Source organism: Ferrimonas sp. SCSIO 43195, from assembly GCF_023716685.1.
In the GTDB taxonomy this organism is placed as follows: domain Bacteria; phylum Pseudomonadota; class Gammaproteobacteria; order Enterobacterales; family Shewanellaceae; genus Ferrimonas; species Ferrimonas kyonanensis.
Map to the genome: position 1 here is coordinate 3,490,433 of NZ_CP072679.1, position 14,045 is coordinate 3,504,477.

Here is a 14,045-nt window from a genome sequence, read left to right on the forward strand (position 1 = left end):
TGCATGGCCAGCGCCTCGCGCCGGTTCAAACCAATGCCTCACAGCACCTATAAGCAATTGTTTTTCAATGCATTAGCCGCTTGAGCTTTTGCCGTAAGGGCAGTAGATTAGAGGGTGATATTCACTCAAAAAGCTCAGGAACAACACTGCCATGGACGGTAAGGTTTTCTCCCAAATCGTACAGAATCTGGAGCTGCTCAACTCCGCCGATCAGCTCAAAACAGCCTGTGAAGAGTTCTGCCAGCTGGTGGACATTCCCTACTACCTGATGGGGGTGGTGTCTCAGGACTCCCTCTACTCACCGAAGATGAGTGTGCTCAGCAACTACCCGGAAGCGTGGCTCAAACCCTACTTCGAGCAGGAGAAGCACAAGAGCGATCCGGTGGTGGCCTACATGATGACCAAGCACGCACCGGTGCAGTGGAGCCAGCTGATTCAGCAGAGCCAGTTCAGCGATCCGAAAAACCAGGCGCTGATGATCGAAGCCCGAGAACACGGGCTGGAGAACGGCCTGAGCATTCCCATTCGCTCCACCTCCGGCGAGTTCGCGGTATTCAGCCTGGCGGTGGACGACGGCAGCGAGGCCGGCAGCGACAAGCTCAACCAGGTGCTGCCGTTTGCCCACACCTTCGGGGTAAACCTGTTTGAGCGCCAGTTGAGTCTGATTGAGTCGGAAACCCTGGAGGCCAAACTCACCGCCCGCGAGAAGGAGTGTCTGTTCTGGGCCTGCGAGGGCAAAACCGCCTGGGAGATCTCGCAGATCATCGACATTACCGAGCGCACGGTGCTGTTCCATCTGAACAACTCCACCAAGAAGCTCGGTGCCACCAACCGTCAGCACGCGGTCGCCCTGGCGATGCGTTACGGGCTGATCACCCCCAACGTCTAAGCGCAAGGAAACGTTCCGATGCAGTGTTCCTGTGGCATCGCCCTCAACCTGTCGCTGTTCCGCAGCCACGACGGCCAGCCGTTAAAGAGCTGCCCCAAGTGCTCGATGCAACAGGGCAGACACGTGTTCTATCCGGAAACCCTGTTTGGCTGGCGCCTGCTCAAAGGCCAGAGCCAGTTGCAATCCTGGTGCCCCGCCTGCCGCTCCAAACGCGCCCCGGAGCAACCCGCCACTGCCCGTTGTGGATGAAGTCGCTACCTCACCCAATCTTTTTCTCCAACACAGTAAACCAAGCAGATTGGCGGTGCCTAGGTAACTGTCTGGCGAAAACTGCGCCGTCTGAAAGCTAACATGGTGGCTAAGGGTTCCCAACTGGTCCAAGTATGCCAGTCCGCCGACAACGGCGACTGGGCACCCTACCTGAAAGCAATGGCGGGCATTTCACCTAAAAGTGAACAGTCAGCTCAAGGTGGACACAGAATCGCTTGCCAAAGCGCCGAGTCATCTTTAGCTGGCAAACCAGCTTTAGCCCCCCTGTACGATTTTGACGGCACTTTGACCTATGCCCTGAAAGGGCTGCTCTATCAGGGCCAAAAGCTAATCACCCGTTACCACGAGTGGCGTTGGGCCAACGCTCCAGACGTCAACGCTGTTTCACTTGGAGTTCTGTGAATAACTTTACGGAAGCCCCCAGTTTCAAAGGAGCCAGAAAACTGTGTGTCATCAATTCCACAACTTGCACAAATCCGCAGGCTCTCATCACCCTGTCGACGGCTAGGGTCTAGAGTCCTTATGCTAGGGCCTCAGACCTGAAGCAAATCTCTATGCTAAATGTAAGAGATAACCCCTTGTTTCTCCCCGGCCTAAAGATGTAAATTAAATCAACAACATGTATCAAGCTAGGATGGTTACTGCATCACCCTCGGCGGAGCTATGTCTAACGCCCCAAAATAAGAACGTCATTACCCTATTATCTCAACGACTTAGTGGTTGGCGGGCGCTTACTTACTACCTAGGTTGTGAATCATACTAATTGCACACTTTCTGCAACATGTAAGACAAGGAATATCAACAAGCACTTGAGCCTAGTTGATTTAAGAAAAAATAGAAGACAATAAATATTGGTACACATTAATGCTAGAAGATGAAATCAGTTCAAAAATTGAAATTATAAAAGCCAAATCAGAATCTAACAAAAGAAAAACTGGATTTATAAATGGAATGTCCTTATCTCTTGGTGCCATTATAACCTTAACCTTGGGACTAAAATTGTCCTCTGAATATGGGCAAGCACAAAGTAACATAGCACTAACTTTGAGTGCATTACTGACAGTAATAAATGGCTGGGGAGCTCTATTCAATTACAGAAAGTTATGGCTTAGGCAAAAAAATACTTTACTAAAATTATATCAAATTCAGAATGAACTAAAATATAGAAAATCAAAGAATGAAGACTTCGATATCGACGAGCTATTTAACAAATATCAAAAAGTATGGGAACAAGATGGTTTAGAGTGGCAAATAATAAACAATAGCGCGCAAACGGAAAACAAACACAAAAACAACAAAGAAAAGATAACTCAAATAGCTTGAAGGTGGCATCCTTAATGGATATTTATAAGATAAACGTCAAAAAAATCATTATTCACCAAATTTTTAGAAGAGACGAGAATGGGAATAAAAGAACCCCAGAAAAAAGTACGGATTTCATTCTTTTTGATAGAAGCGCTATGGACACGTTCAAATCCAGAGTACTTGATGCTGTTGGTTCACAGTCAAAAGCAGTTCCAATGGAAATCGTGAATCAAGGCCCCGACGATATAGCATCGCTTATTAACCAGTTAACAGATTGTAACGACGGCGAATATATTGAAATATCTTATAAAATAGCTGACAAGTTAGCGGAATCCCAGCGTAGTAAAAGATTACCCGGGGGAATAGTAGTAGTGTTTAGCGGAACCTATGGTGATAGCCGCAATAAATTTGTAGGTATAATGAAAGCTGAAATACACAGCGCATATGAGAAGAAAACAAATCAATCAACTAAAGAGATTACTTTAAAATACGTCGAAGAAGCTCTACTTACTCCAGCGACAAAACTATATAAAACAGCATTTTTCACTCAAGTTCAAGATGAAGCTAACAATAAAGACATGAGAAAAAAATGGCTCCCACTTATATCCGACTCTCAAATTAGCAAGACTGAGGGAAAGGCAGCTGCTTTCTATTTTTACTCAAAATTTCTTGGGTGTGGATATCCTGAGTCTAGCGCTAAATCAACAAAGGAATTTTACGATGCCACATCTAATTACCTTAAGGGAATGGATGTAAGTGAAGAAGTTAGAAGTGATTATCACAATGCATTAGTCTCCTATTTGAAGTATGAGAAGTCTGAAGTGGTAAATCCTAATGAGTTTGCAGCCAGGTATTTTGATAGTGAAGAAGTAGATTTATACATTGAGCACTTAGAAGATCTGGACCTACCTACTCAATCATTCGCAAAAAACCTTGAGTTCATAGGAAGCAAACTAAAAATCAGAAAGTTATCTTTTAGTAAAAATGTAAAAATCACTGCTCCTTCACAAGTATTTAAGGAATTAATTAAGCTTGAATCCATAAATATGGATGAAAGCGGCCAACCAGTTAATTGGACTAATATTATTGTTAAAGACAAGATTGTAGCACAAGAATGAACGAGCAAGATTTTATAGCAAGGTGGGAAACCGAAAGGCTAATGTATAAAGCTTGGGGTACATTTGTCTCCGAGAAGATATGCCAGTGTCTAATCAATAAGCACTTTGATATAAAAGCCTTTCTAAAGCAAGATCCCAGTTGTAGAGTAAAAACTAACACTTCATTAATCGATAAAGCATTCTATAGAAAGAATAAAGATTATGAAAATCCATACGAAGAAATAGAAGACAAAGTCGGATGTAGGTTTGTTGTCCTACTAATAGAACAAATCGAACAAATATTAGACATCATTCATAATGAGGAAGCCTGGGCGTATAAGAGTTGCAGACATTTTAATATTGAAAAAGAAAAAGACCCTTTGCTATTCACATACCAATCTGTCCATTATGTAGTCAGGGCAAAATCAGACTTCTATCACGAAGGAATAAGAATTAAAGCAAATACTCCGTGTGAAATTCAGATAAGGACATTACTTCAACACGCATATGCAGAATTGACGCATGATGCGGTTTACAAAACAAAAAAAGTTGTTGAGCCCAAAGTTCATCGCACGATAGCTAAAAGTATGGCTTTAATTGAAACTACCGATGAATTTTTTGCCAATGTAAATTCTCGCTTAAACAATAGTTCTGCTGAAAATTTCAACTTCCATAATGAGATGGATCAAATATATACTGAGTTTGTTGGTGTTTGTCCAGATATGAGACAAAAATCATCAGTAGTCATATGTGATGAGTTTGAAAAACTCATCACAGAAGATACCACTGAAAAAATAAACAAGTTCTTATCAAAAAACAATTATATAAAATCTATTATCTCTGATGAAAGAACAAACTATCCTTTTTATAATCAGAGCGTGTCAATTTTTGTAATATGGCTAATAAAGAGAAGGAGAACATCCGTTATCGAAGGTTGGCCACTCAGTAGAAAAGTTTTACAAAAATTAGCAGCAGACGTTGGTGTATCTTTAGATACTGCATAATAACAATTTTAACCGAATGATGTAATTATGATATTTACTGCGAGCTACCAGCAGTATTTGAAATTGGTAGCAAACTATTAGGAGATATATTATGTCCTCAACTGGTGAAAAACCCGGAAAGGGTGTTTACACATGTACAAGATGTGGTCAAGTTGTCATTTTAGATGATGCTTCGGATACTTTGCCACCTTGCCCAAAATGTCAGGAAACTGAGTATACTCCATAGAGGAATGACAGATGAGCAGTAACACAACTCATGTGGTGCCCAATCCTGATGGTGGTTGGGATATAAAGCAAAGTGGTGGTCAAAGGTCTTCCGGACACTTTGATACAAAACAAGAAGCAATAGATCGAGCCCGAGAGATAAGTCAAAACCAGAATAAAGAGTTAGTTATTCACAATAAAGATGGTCAAATATCTGGCAAAGACAGTCACGGTAAAGATCCTTACCCACCGAAAGGATAATAAACACAAACTTAGCAGTCATATGACTACAGTATAAATAAATATGAATGCTATAGCCTATGGCTGCTAACTATCTAAAATCATTGTAAACATTTGCACGCGAAATTTATAGAAGCACATCATGAAGGGGTGTATTTATATGAAAAGCAAAGCCTATAAGGAAGGATTTAGAGCTTTTTCAAGCTCAACTTATAAAAATCCATACAATGAAAATACAGATGAGTTCGATGATTATGAAAGAGGTTACTTTCAAAGACTAAAACGCTCTAATTGTTCCGAAACATACTCTCATGATGGTTGGGATATAGGTCCTGCCCCACAAAGAGAAGTTACAATAAAGCCAGCCAAAAGACATGACATTAACCCATATGCATTAGCAAAAGGCAAATAGGGCACTACTGACCAATTTTCTCCAATAAAATAGTTAAATAATAGTTGAACTAACGTAGCTACTGCCACCTGTTAAAACATAGTAGCAACGGAACTCCTCACAAGTAACTTACTGGTACCTAACCTTCGCAGTCATTCTCATCCTCGAAAAATGAGGTAAAGATCAACTGCCACAACTTAATGAGCTTTAAAGATAATCATTCTAATTTTCGGTTCCATCACTGTCTCCTGTGCCAGCGATGAGGCTTTGCTTTAAAGACTTATTCAATTGCATCAATGGTGTTTTTAAAGCTTTTTCCAGTGCGTTTATATGGCTTACTAACCACTCTACGATCTCTGGCCAATTAGCACGATCATAACCATCAATCGAAGAAGCCAACTGTACTCTGCTCGATTTTTTGTCATCGAGGCGTAACCACTCCAACGACTGCCCAAATGCCTTCTCAATCTGATCTTGACGCTCATATAGCTGATCAAATAAATACTTGTTTTCTGTCTTATCATGGCGATTCAGGTCAAGCTGAACCCGCATTACCTTCTTTCCGAAGATCATCGTAAAGGGGCACCCTGTAACCCCAGAGCCTGTATTAAGCCAGTGATCTTTGCTGGGGCTGACATTGGCAAACTACTGGGTCGGGCTGGCTTTCATGGCTTCAAGCGCTTCTTCCCAAAATGCCAAGCGGATCTTGTGGCGGCTCTGAAGTTCAAATTCGGTGTTCTTCTCATCAGCCTCCTTGGCATTCATGCCAATCATCAACTCGCTCGCCTCGGGGGTGGGAATCACCTGATCGATGTTGAGAAATAACTGCTCGCCAAACTGATAAGGGGTAACCCGGAAGCACTGAACACGAATCCCATGGCTCATCAGCCACAACGCGGTACTGGTCACCTCTTTCCGAAAGGCTGCAGCAACCATGATCAAACGTTGATCATTACCTTTGTTGAGTACCACTTCATCTAGATCCGCAACCTCAAGAAAATCACAGAGATTGGAAGTGGCATCCCCGCCGTTACAGTAGCGCTCCAGATACCCTTGGTAGATATTGATCACTTGGCTTTTAGTCAAGCTCGAGCAGTAAGAGGCGTACTTCAACGCTTGCCAAACAACATCCCGGCCTGAATCATCTAATTTATTTTCAATCACCACCAAGTTTCGATTTTTATCCAAGGCTAATAGGTCTAACCGCTCTCGGGTATCATCAAAACCATCGAACTCCTTCTGGATGATAAGCAATGGCTCCCCCAATGCTTCTGGATTGTGAGCCAGCCACTCTTGAAGATCGCTGCGCTCGGTGAAGCCCAACTCAGTAAAGCGCTTGGCCTCCAGCTTAGTTATCCGTTTTTCATATCTATTGATCTGGTACATACCTGTGACCTAGTTCTTTTTCTTAACTATTTAAGCAGAGTCTATCTAAGCACCACGTTACCAGTGTTATCAGTCATAGATCTATCTCGAACACAAAACGGCCGCCTAACAGGCAGCCGTTTTATTGGCGAGCGATGCCGCTCAAGCCGGCATCGGTGTCAGGCTGATGCCGCCACGGCCGTCGATGGTCAGCGACTGATCAAACATGCGGGTAAAACGGTTGCCCTCGTGCATGATCATCATCAGTGATGCCCCTTGGGTAAAGCGGTCGATCAGGGTCAGCACTCTGCCCTTACTGGCGTCATCGATGTTGGCCAGCGGCTCATCGAACAGGTAGGTGGCGGCAGGTTTCAGCAGGCACACCGCAATCTGGCACTTCTTCTTCTGCCCTTCCGACAACGACTCGTAGCCACTTTCCAGGCAGTCGCTCAACCCCAGCTCTTTGATGAGCGGGGCCAGCCTGGCCTCGGTGCCGTACTTGGCGCTGACGATGGACAGGGTCTTGGCCACGTTGCCAGGCAGCATGCCAAAGGGGTACAACGAGGCACTCATGGCGCTCATCTGCGGGCCATCAATGCTGCCGGAATCGGGCCGATAGAAGCCCGCCAGCAGGTTGGCAAAGGTGCTCTTACCGGCGCCGTTGGGGCCGCTGATCAGCACTCGACTGTGGGGAGCGATGGTCAGATCCGCCTGGTCTAAAATGGTGTGGTCGCCATGACCAAAACCGACCTGGTGCAGGGCAAAGCCCTTGGCCGCTGGCTGCGGCTCGCCGCCTGCTTCACCCTTTACCTCATCCTTTATTTCAGCTTTCGCCTCGCCCCCAGTCTCAGCTGCTGTTGCAATCGCGGCTTGTCCGTTTATCACGCCGTTGCCGGTTTCCGGCAGGGGCTCGGGCGGCAGTTGCTCGGCCTTGAAGCTTCGATAGCGCTCCAGCAGCGCGTTCAGGGTTGCCAGTCGCGGCAGAATGGTTGAAAGCTGCTCCACCGACTGGATTACCATGGAAAACGCCCGGGTCAGGCCAAACAGGGCACCGATGGTAATGGCGCCGGTGATCACCTGAAACCCGGCCACCACAATCACCGACAGCTCGGCGTAGGACAGAAACACCGCACTGATGCTGCGGTACATGCTGGCGTAGCGCACGCTCTGGTAGCTGGCCTCCAGCGGCGCCTTCAGGCCTCGGCGCACCTCCTGGGTGGCGCTGTGGTTCAGATCAAACAGCTTCACCAGTTTGAAGCTGTCGATCACCGTCGACAGCACCGATTTAAACTGCGCCTCCGACTCCTGCAGGGTGTTAGTCACCTCGCCAATCTTGCCGCTGAAGCGGTTCGCCAGCAGGTACAGCGCCGGTACGATCACCACCAGCGCCAGAGTCACCTGCCAGCTGATCCAGGCGGCCACCGCCACCCCGCACAGGGCCACCACTACCCCGGTGACCAGCGACACACACAGGTCCACCAGTGACGCCAGTTGCTTGGGCTCGTCGTGCAGCCGCGCCATGTAGTAGCCCTTGCCGTTGTGGTTGATGCTCTGCAGGTCATGGCGGTAATACACCGCGGTGACCTCGGCGCTGATCTGGCGCTGCAATTGGTTCTTGAGCCGCTGCCGCAGCAGCGACGACCAGTAGATCAAGCCGCGGCCCAGGGTGGCCACCGCCGTAACCGCCACCGCCAGTATCAGGAAGAAGCGGGTATCGCCACTGCTGATGGCGTCGATCAGGTGCTTAAGCGCCAGCGGATCCAAAATGGCGAACACCACCGCCTGCAGCACACTGACCAACAGCAGCAGCGCCAGCTGGGAGCCACTGCCGCCCAGCAGGGCCAGTGCCGCTTTGAAGTTGTCTTTACTGATGGGCATGTTGCACTCCTTGTTTATCCGGCCAGGTCGTGCAGCCAACGGCTGGAGTTGGTCAGCAGCCGCTGCAGGAACAAGCCGACCCCGGCGGAGCCGTGGGCCAGATCCGTCGATAACCGAAAGCCGCCGCGGCCAAAATAGACCTTGCCCTCGGGGCGGCTGACGCTGAATAGCACAATGCTGTCGGCTATCTGGCAGGCCGCGCGATGGTATTGGTCGTCACCGGTGGCCCGGTGAATGTCCAGCAGCAGCTCCCCCAACCCGGCCAGACCGTTAAAACTGCCCTGGGCGGCGGAGTAGCGAGAGAAACTGGTGACCGCCAGTGAGGTCAACACCTGCCGATAATGGGCCTCGCCGGTGTGCTCGTAGAAGCGGGCAATCACCGCGCCGACGCCGCCGGAGCCGTACTCCCAGTACGGCAACAGCTGGGTGCTGTCGGCGGTTTCGCCCCAGCGGTAGCTGCCGTCGTCCTGGCGGCCGACCTCGATGTCGTAGGCCAGCGAGGCGGTGGCCAGCGCCAGTACTTCGGCATCCTCATTGACCTTGTGCAGTTGCAGCAGGAACAGGGCGATGCCAGCACTGCCGTGCACCAGCCCCACCGCGTCCCGCTCTTTGGTCTGGGGATAACGCACGCCCACTGGCATGGCAATGGCCCGCTGCGCCAGCGTCTCGGCAATGGCTTCGGCCTGATGCAGGTAGTTGTCGATGCCGGTGCGTTGGTGCAATGCCAGCGCCATAAAGCCCACCCCGGCCAGGCCATAGCCAAAGTCATTTCGTTCGCTCAGCAGCGGTGAGGCAAAGGCCCGGGCGGCGTGTCGCTCCGCCTCGGTGACTCGCCCCAGCGCCAGTTCGGCCATGGCCATGCCGGCACTGCCAATCAGCAGCCCGGGAAGGGAACCTCCGTCGTCGGCGGCATCAATTTTGTCCAGCAGATGCTGAGGCACCGCCAGCCCCTGGCGGGCCAGAAGCAGCGCCGGGCCATAGTAGCCGTAGGCCAGCGCCTTGGGGGTCAAGTCGAAGGCGTGGTAATCGATGGGCACAAAGTCACTGTGCTCGCCCCGCTGCACCCCGGAGGCGATGAAACGACTGATCTGGTGCAGATGCGCCGACAACTGCTCACGGCTATGACGGGGCGGCGTGTTCGGCAACCGGGTAAAGGGCTCGGCCTCTTTGGCGGCCCGAACCGGGTTGAAGCTGGCTTCCAGCTTTAGGGTCAATGCCAGCGCCTTTTGCGGCTGGCCCTTGGCCAGGGTGTCAATCACCTCGGCAATGCGACCGTCGAGGCGACAATCGGCCACCAGTTGCGGCAACAGTTCGGTGCGCAGCCGCCGCTCCACATCGAACTGATTCTGCACCGGCAGCATCATGCTGTAGAGCACCATCGCCAGGGCGTACCAGTCGCCCTGATAGGTGCTGCCGTCGCGCACCAGGGCGTCGAAATCGGAAAAACCGGGGGTGGTGAGCACCGGCACCTTATCGCGGCCCACTTCGGCCTCGCCGCCACGCTGGCGATAGGCGCCATCAAAGTCGATAAAGCGGATGCGCTGATGCTCGGCGTCCACCATGATGTTGTTGGGGGAGATGTCCGCCAGCACCACCCCACGGCGATGTGCAGCCAGCACCGCCTCGATGCAGCCCTTGGCCACCCAGGCGAAACAGCCCTTGAAGCGCTCGGCCGACTCCGGTGCATCGGTAAAGGGCACCAGGGTGCACTCGCCGCTGGCACGAAACTTTCGCAGCGGAATGCCAGCCACAAACTCCTCCACCAGGAAGGAGTGTTCCCATTCCACAAAGAAATCCACCGGCTGCGGGTAGGCGTCGCAGCCCTGCATCAGCTCCAGGGTGCGGTATTCATTTTTCAGCACCTGATCGGCGTAAACCCGGGTTTTACTCAGCGACTGAAAGTTGATGTGAGGGCGGGCCTCTTTCACCACCACCACGTTGCCGGTACGCAGATCCTTGGCCTTGTAGACCCCGCCACTGTTGGAGAACGCCAGTGCCTCGATTACCTGATAGCGCTGATTCAGCGGCGCGATCTCCTCCGACGGCGTGTGCTGATCCGCAAACGGCTCCGGCACCCAGTCCGGCAGTTGATAGAAGGCGCTGCGCTGATCCTCCACCAACTCGCCGGTGGGGGTTTCGATGCAGGCGGTGGTGGTGCCATCGGCACTCTGGCGCGATTTCAGCAGGAAGCCGCCGTAGCGGTAATGCACCACCTTGCTGTCCAGGTAGCGTTTGTCCGACAGAATGTAGGGGCCGACGCTGTCTTTATGGGCCAGATACAGGTCGTGGATCAGCGCCTTAAAGCAGTCGGTGGTCACCGGATACAGGGTCAGCAGTTTACCGCCGCCACTGCGGCCGGTGGACTTGGAGGTCATGTTGATGGCGAGGTCGTTGCGGCACACCACCTTGAACGAGGTGTTGTGTTTAACGCAGCAGGCCAGGGTTTTGCGAATTACCTCCAGCGACTGCTCGGCAATGGCCGATACGTGGATCTTGAACCCCTGCAGCGGCAGCTGTTGCCCGGCCGGGGCCGCCGCCAGCCAGATGCTTTTGCGGCTGCGGGTCCAGGAGGCAGGAATGGCCGACTCCAGCAACTGCTGAAACTCGGCGTCCGGGGACAACTCGGCCGGCAGGGTGAAATAACTGCGGTCGCCAAAGGTATAAAGATTGTCAGCCATTACAAAGTTCCCTTTTGTAAATAAAGACAGAAGAAAAAGAAAGAGAATAAACAGATATAAAAATGAACATCACCAGTAGCCATTGCCAATATCAATATTCACAACGCCTACCGGTGACCGTCCACTGCCTATCCAGAACACAACATCATGCGCTGAATATATTGGCCTGAATACGAGGGAGATCAGGCCGGCAATTCCAGATTACTTCAACTGCTGTTCGTTGTTGCAGTTCACGCTGAAAGTACTCCAGTCCATCAATTCGGCATCGGAGTCTACGGCCAGGGTTTGCAGGTTCAATACGTTATGCATGATCAAATTCCTTTTTTAACAGTGCAATTATTTAAGTTGAACTTCGTTATTACAGTTAACGCTGAAGGTGCTCCAATCCATCAGTTCGGCATCGGAGTCTACGGCCAGGGTTTGCAGGTTCAGTACGTTGTGCATAATCAAAATCCTTTTTGAAGTCGTGGGTTAGCGAATCTGTTGTTCGTTGTTGCAGTTAACGCTGAAGGTGCTCCAGTCCATCACATCGGCATCGGAGTCTACCGCCAGGGCTTGCAGGCTAAGTACATGTTGCATGGTCAAATTCCTTTTAGTGAGTGCTTACTTCAGCTGCTGTTCGTTGTTGCAGTTCACACTGAAAGTGCTCCACTCCATCAGCTCGGCATCGGAGTCTACAGCCAGGGTTTGCAGGTTCAATACGTTATGCATGATCAAAGTCCTTTTTGATTGGGTGATTACTTAAGCTGTTGTTCGTTGTTGCAGTTAACACTGAAGGTGCTCCACTCCATCAATTCAGCATCGGAGTCTACCGCCAGGGTTTGCAGGTTCAATACGTTATGCATGGTCAAAGTCCTTTTTAATTGAATGATTACTTGAGCTGTTGTTCGTTGTTGCAGTTAACGCTGAAGGTGCTCCATTCCATCAGTTCAGCATCGGAGTCTACCACCAGAGTTTGCAAGCCGAGTACGTTATTCATTGTGAATTCCTTAATCTTATTTAATGAGTCTGGAACACCGTTATTGGTTGTTGCCAGAAGACGAGATAAATCCTAGCCAAGATTAAAAAGTTCAATAACCGTCATATCTGACAGGGTGATTCCTTTATTGGCCCAAACCCGTCAGATCTGACAGCCATAAAAAAAGCACAGCCCTTGAGCTGTGCTTTTTTGCTGCCGTGATTAGAGCGCTCAGATCACCCAGTGACTGTCGGCATTCACGTATTCGGCCACCTGCAGAGTCTCGCCACTCATGGTTCCCAGCAGCGCCGCTTCGTACACCGCAGCGGTAAGCGACGCCGGTACGCAGTTGCTGGTGTCCATGCCCATCATCGCCATGGTTTCGGTCACAAACGACGGCGACACCACGTTCACCCGCAGGTCGGTCACTTCCACCGCCACCGCTTTAACAAAACTCTCCAGCGCCCCATTGGCCATGGCCACCGAGGCGCAGCCCTGCACCGGCTCCCGGGCGGCAAAGCCCGACGTCAGGGTGATGGAACCACCGCGGCACACCGCCTGGCGGCCGATGCGCAGCAGGTTGACCTGCCCCATCAACTTGTTGTTCAGAGTCTGGTGATAATCTGCTTCGGTCAGATGCTCAAATGGCCCAAAGCTGGTGACACCAGCGGCGCAGATAATGGCATCCACCTCACCGGCGGCATCAATCATGGTGCGAATGCTGTCGCTGTCGGTGAGATCAAAACGCAGATCGCCATGACTGTAGCCGGCGGTAATGATCTGATGATCGCCAGACAGGCGCTTGAGAATGGCACTGCCAATGGTGCCCGATGCGCCGGCAAGAAGAATTCTCATGAGTGGCGTTGCTCCTTCACTGTGCTAGTGACTGTTTCACCAGGTCCATTTATCTGATTCACACCGGCAGGGTATGGCCGGGATAACCAGTATAGGGCGACAGTTTACTAAGAGCATTGATTCTATGACAAAAAAAAGAGCCACACCTCTATCAAAGAGTGTGACTCGGGCAGTGATTTGGTCACTTAAAGAGTGTAATCCGCATTCAATTACACACAGGCATGATGAAAAAGCATAACTCCAACAACTTACAAGAAGTTTGGTGCATCCAAAGTCTCACCAGACATCTCGCCGGATACCGCGGCCTCGTACGCCTTGGCCGTGTCTGCGGCCGAGATGCCTGAGCTGGTATCCATGCCCATCATAGCCATGGTTTCCTTAACGAATGCTGGCGCCACCGCATTAACCCGCAATCCGTTCAGCTCCAGTGCAGCTGCTTTGACAAAACTCTCCAGGGCGCCGTTGACCATGGACACCGACGCACTGCCTGGCATCGGCTGGCGCGACAGGATACCGGAAGTCAGGGTGATGGAACCGCCGTCGTTAATGTAGTCGCTGCCTAGGCGCACCAGGTTCACCTGCCCCATCAGCTTGTTGTTCAGTGCCAGTTGGTAGTCGTCGTCACTCTGCTGTGCCAGCGGCCCAAACGCCGCCAATCCGGCGGTGGAGATCACCGCGTCCACCTTACCCACCTGCTCGAACAGGGCCTTGATGGACTCTGGGCTGCCCAGATCCACCTGCACATCGCCGTCACGGAAACCGGCTGCGATGACTTGATGCTGACCGCTCAGGCGCTCTGCGACGGCCTTGCCAATGGTTCCGGTTGCGCCAATCAATAGTACTTTCATGGCTGTCTCCAAATTCGTTGTTTGCTTAAGTTGGAGAAAGTGTAGCCACCGGCTTAGAATAGA

18 protein-coding genes and 1 pseudogene are annotated in these 14,045 nt (G+C 50.5%); 8 read left to right on the forward strand and 11 right to left on the reverse strand.

Going from position 1 to position 14,045, the window contains the following annotated elements:
- Window positions 1–151 precede the first annotated feature (151 nt).
- The 8 genes from J8Z22_RS16155 to J8Z22_RS16190 all read left to right on the forward strand — a co-directional run bounded on the left by J8Z22_RS16155 (window position 152) and on the right by J8Z22_RS16190 (window position 5,421).
- On the forward strand, window positions 152–889 hold the full coding sequence (locus tag J8Z22_RS16155; RefSeq protein WP_028113005.1) for a LuxR family transcriptional regulator: 738 nt from the start codon (window positions 152–154) through the stop codon (window positions 887–889).
- 18 nt (window positions 890–907) lie between these two features.
- A complete protein-coding gene (locus tag J8Z22_RS16160; RefSeq protein WP_252007073.1) occupies window positions 908–1,138 on the forward strand; it encodes a hypothetical protein in 231 nt (76 codons plus the stop codon).
- An 885-nt stretch (window positions 1,139–2,023) separates the two neighbouring features.
- On the forward strand, window positions 2,024–2,482 hold the full coding sequence (locus tag J8Z22_RS16165) for a DUF4231 domain-containing protein (protein ID WP_252007074.1): 459 nt from the start codon (window positions 2,024–2,026) through the stop codon (window positions 2,480–2,482).
- A gap of 14 nt (window positions 2,483–2,496) precedes the next feature.
- A complete protein-coding gene (locus tag J8Z22_RS16170) occupies window positions 2,497–3,582 on the forward strand; it encodes a nucleoid-associated protein (RefSeq protein ID WP_252007075.1) in 1,086 nt (361 codons plus the stop codon).
- Window positions 3,579–4,565, forward strand: coding sequence for a GTP pyrophosphokinase family protein (locus J8Z22_RS16175; protein WP_252007076.1), 987 nt, complete (start codon window positions 3,579–3,581; stop codon window positions 4,563–4,565). Before J8Z22_RS16170 ends, J8Z22_RS16175 begins: the two co-directional genes overlap by 4 nt.
- A gap of 91 nt (window positions 4,566–4,656) precedes the next feature.
- On the forward strand, window positions 4,657–4,791 hold the full coding sequence (locus tag J8Z22_RS22240) for a zinc ribbon-containing protein (protein ID WP_252007077.1): 135 nt from the start codon (window positions 4,657–4,659) through the stop codon (window positions 4,789–4,791).
- A gap of 11 nt (window positions 4,792–4,802) precedes the next feature.
- Window positions 4,803–5,030, forward strand: coding sequence for a DUF2188 domain-containing protein (locus tag J8Z22_RS16185; protein ID WP_252007078.1), 228 nt, complete (start codon window positions 4,803–4,805; stop codon window positions 5,028–5,030).
- 139 nt (window positions 5,031–5,169) lie between these two features.
- Entirely contained in the window at window positions 5,170–5,421 is a 252-nt protein-coding gene (locus J8Z22_RS16190; RefSeq protein WP_252007079.1) for a hypothetical protein, read from the forward strand.
- 201 nt (window positions 5,422–5,622) lie between these two features.
- Here the strand turns inward: J8Z22_RS16190 and J8Z22_RS16195 are convergent.
- From J8Z22_RS16195 to J8Z22_RS16245, 11 genes and pseudogenes are all read right to left on the reverse strand, one after another.
- A pseudogene (locus J8Z22_RS16195) lies at window positions 5,623–5,985 on the reverse strand (DUF4268 domain-containing protein); the annotation flags it as partial.
- A gap of 60 nt (window positions 5,986–6,045) precedes the next feature.
- A complete protein-coding gene (locus J8Z22_RS16200; protein ID WP_252007080.1) occupies window positions 6,046–6,786 on the reverse strand; it encodes a hypothetical protein in 741 nt (246 codons plus the stop codon).
- Between the two features lie 141 nt (window positions 6,787–6,927).
- Window positions 6,928–8,643: an ABC transporter ATP-binding protein gene (locus tag J8Z22_RS16205; RefSeq protein WP_252007081.1), complete on the reverse strand. Its 1,716-nt coding sequence runs from the start codon at window positions 8,641–8,643 to the stop codon at window positions 6,928–6,930.
- Window positions 8,644–8,657: 14 nt separating this feature from the next.
- Window positions 8,658–11,321 carry a class III lanthionine synthetase LanKC gene (gene lanKC / locus J8Z22_RS16210; RefSeq protein ID WP_252007082.1) on the reverse strand — a complete coding sequence of 888 codons (2,664 nt, stop codon included), beginning with the start codon at window positions 11,319–11,321 and terminating at the stop codon, window positions 8,658–8,660.
- Between the two features lie 201 nt (window positions 11,322–11,522).
- On the reverse strand, window positions 11,523–11,630 hold the full coding sequence (locus J8Z22_RS16215) for a class III lanthipeptide (protein ID WP_211227286.1): 108 nt from the start codon (window positions 11,628–11,630) through the stop codon (window positions 11,523–11,525).
- A gap of 27 nt (window positions 11,631–11,657) precedes the next feature.
- Complete coding sequence (locus J8Z22_RS16220) at window positions 11,658–11,765, reverse strand: class III lanthipeptide (protein WP_211227287.1); 108 nt, start codon at window positions 11,763–11,765, stop codon at window positions 11,658–11,660.
- Between the two features lie 159 nt (window positions 11,766–11,924).
- A complete protein-coding gene (locus J8Z22_RS16225) occupies window positions 11,925–12,032 on the reverse strand; it encodes a class III lanthipeptide (RefSeq protein WP_252007083.1) in 108 nt (35 codons plus the stop codon).
- Between the two features lie 26 nt (window positions 12,033–12,058).
- Window positions 12,059–12,166: a class III lanthipeptide gene (locus J8Z22_RS16230; protein ID WP_252007083.1), complete on the reverse strand. Its 108-nt coding sequence runs from the start codon at window positions 12,164–12,166 to the stop codon at window positions 12,059–12,061.
- Window positions 12,167–12,192: 26 nt separating this feature from the next.
- Window positions 12,193–12,300 carry a class III lanthipeptide gene (locus J8Z22_RS16235; protein WP_252007084.1) on the reverse strand — a complete coding sequence of 36 codons (108 nt, stop codon included), beginning with the start codon at window positions 12,298–12,300 and terminating at the stop codon, window positions 12,193–12,195.
- Window positions 12,301–12,510: 210 nt separating this feature from the next.
- Window positions 12,511–13,134 carry a short chain dehydrogenase gene (locus J8Z22_RS16240; RefSeq protein WP_252007085.1) on the reverse strand — a complete coding sequence of 208 codons (624 nt, stop codon included), beginning with the start codon at window positions 13,132–13,134 and terminating at the stop codon, window positions 12,511–12,513.
- Window positions 13,135–13,382: 248 nt separating this feature from the next.
- Window positions 13,383–13,982 (reverse strand): short chain dehydrogenase, encoded by a 600-nt coding sequence (locus J8Z22_RS16245; RefSeq protein WP_028113013.1) that lies wholly within the window; start codon window positions 13,980–13,982, stop codon window positions 13,383–13,385.
- Window positions 13,983–14,045: the final 63 nt, after the last annotated feature.

Excerpts from the sequence above, each read along its gene's own strand:
- J8Z22_RS16240 (WP_252007085.1), bottom strand. The coding sequence starts at position 13,134 with ATGAGAATTCTTCTTGCCGGCGCATCGGGCACCATTGGCAGTGCCATT.
- J8Z22_RS16220 (WP_211227287.1), bottom strand. The coding sequence starts at position 11,765 with ATGCACAACGTACTGAACCTGCAAACCCTGGCCGTAGACTCCGATGCC.
- J8Z22_RS16230 (WP_252007083.1), bottom strand. The coding sequence starts at position 12,166 with ATGCATAACGTATTGAACCTGCAAACCCTGGCGGTAGACTCCGATGCT.
- J8Z22_RS16175 (WP_252007076.1), top strand. The coding sequence starts at position 3,579 with ATGAACGAGCAAGATTTTATAGCAAGGTGGGAAACCGAAAGGCTAATG.
- J8Z22_RS16235 (WP_252007084.1), bottom strand. The coding sequence starts at position 12,300 with ATGAATAACGTACTCGGCTTGCAAACTCTGGTGGTAGACTCCGATGCT.
- J8Z22_RS16205 (WP_252007081.1), bottom strand. The coding sequence starts at position 8,643 with ATGCCCATCAGTAAAGACAACTTCAAAGCGGCACTGGCCCTGCTGGGC.
- J8Z22_RS16155 (WP_028113005.1), top strand. The coding sequence starts at position 152 with ATGGACGGTAAGGTTTTCTCCCAAATCGTACAGAATCTGGAGCTGCTC.
- lanKC (WP_252007082.1), bottom strand. The coding sequence starts at position 11,321 with ATGGCTGACAATCTTTATACCTTTGGCGACCGCAGTTATTTCACCCTG.
- J8Z22_RS16185 (WP_252007078.1), top strand. The coding sequence starts at position 4,803 with ATGAGCAGTAACACAACTCATGTGGTGCCCAATCCTGATGGTGGTTGG.
- J8Z22_RS16215 (WP_211227286.1), bottom strand. The coding sequence starts at position 11,630 with ATGCATAACGTATTGAACCTGCAAACCCTGGCCGTAGACTCCGATGCC.
- J8Z22_RS16190 (WP_252007079.1), top strand. The coding sequence starts at position 5,170 with ATGAAAAGCAAAGCCTATAAGGAAGGATTTAGAGCTTTTTCAAGCTCA.
- J8Z22_RS16225 (WP_252007083.1), bottom strand. The coding sequence starts at position 12,032 with ATGCATAACGTATTGAACCTGCAAACCCTGGCTGTAGACTCCGATGCC.
- J8Z22_RS16170 (WP_252007075.1), top strand. The coding sequence starts at position 2,497 with ATGGATATTTATAAGATAAACGTCAAAAAAATCATTATTCACCAAATT.
- J8Z22_RS16165 (WP_252007074.1), top strand. The coding sequence starts at position 2,024 with ATGCTAGAAGATGAAATCAGTTCAAAAATTGAAATTATAAAAGCCAAA.
- J8Z22_RS22240 (WP_252007077.1), top strand. The coding sequence starts at position 4,657 with ATGTCCTCAACTGGTGAAAAACCCGGAAAGGGTGTTTACACATGTACA.
- J8Z22_RS16200 (WP_252007080.1), bottom strand. The coding sequence starts at position 6,786 with ATGTACCAGATCAATAGATATGAAAAACGGATAACTAAGCTGGAGGCC.
- J8Z22_RS16245 (WP_028113013.1), bottom strand. The coding sequence starts at position 13,982 with ATGAAAGTACTATTGATTGGCGCAACCGGAACCATTGGCAAGGCCGTC.
- J8Z22_RS16160 (WP_252007073.1), top strand. The coding sequence starts at position 908 with ATGCAGTGTTCCTGTGGCATCGCCCTCAACCTGTCGCTGTTCCGCAGC.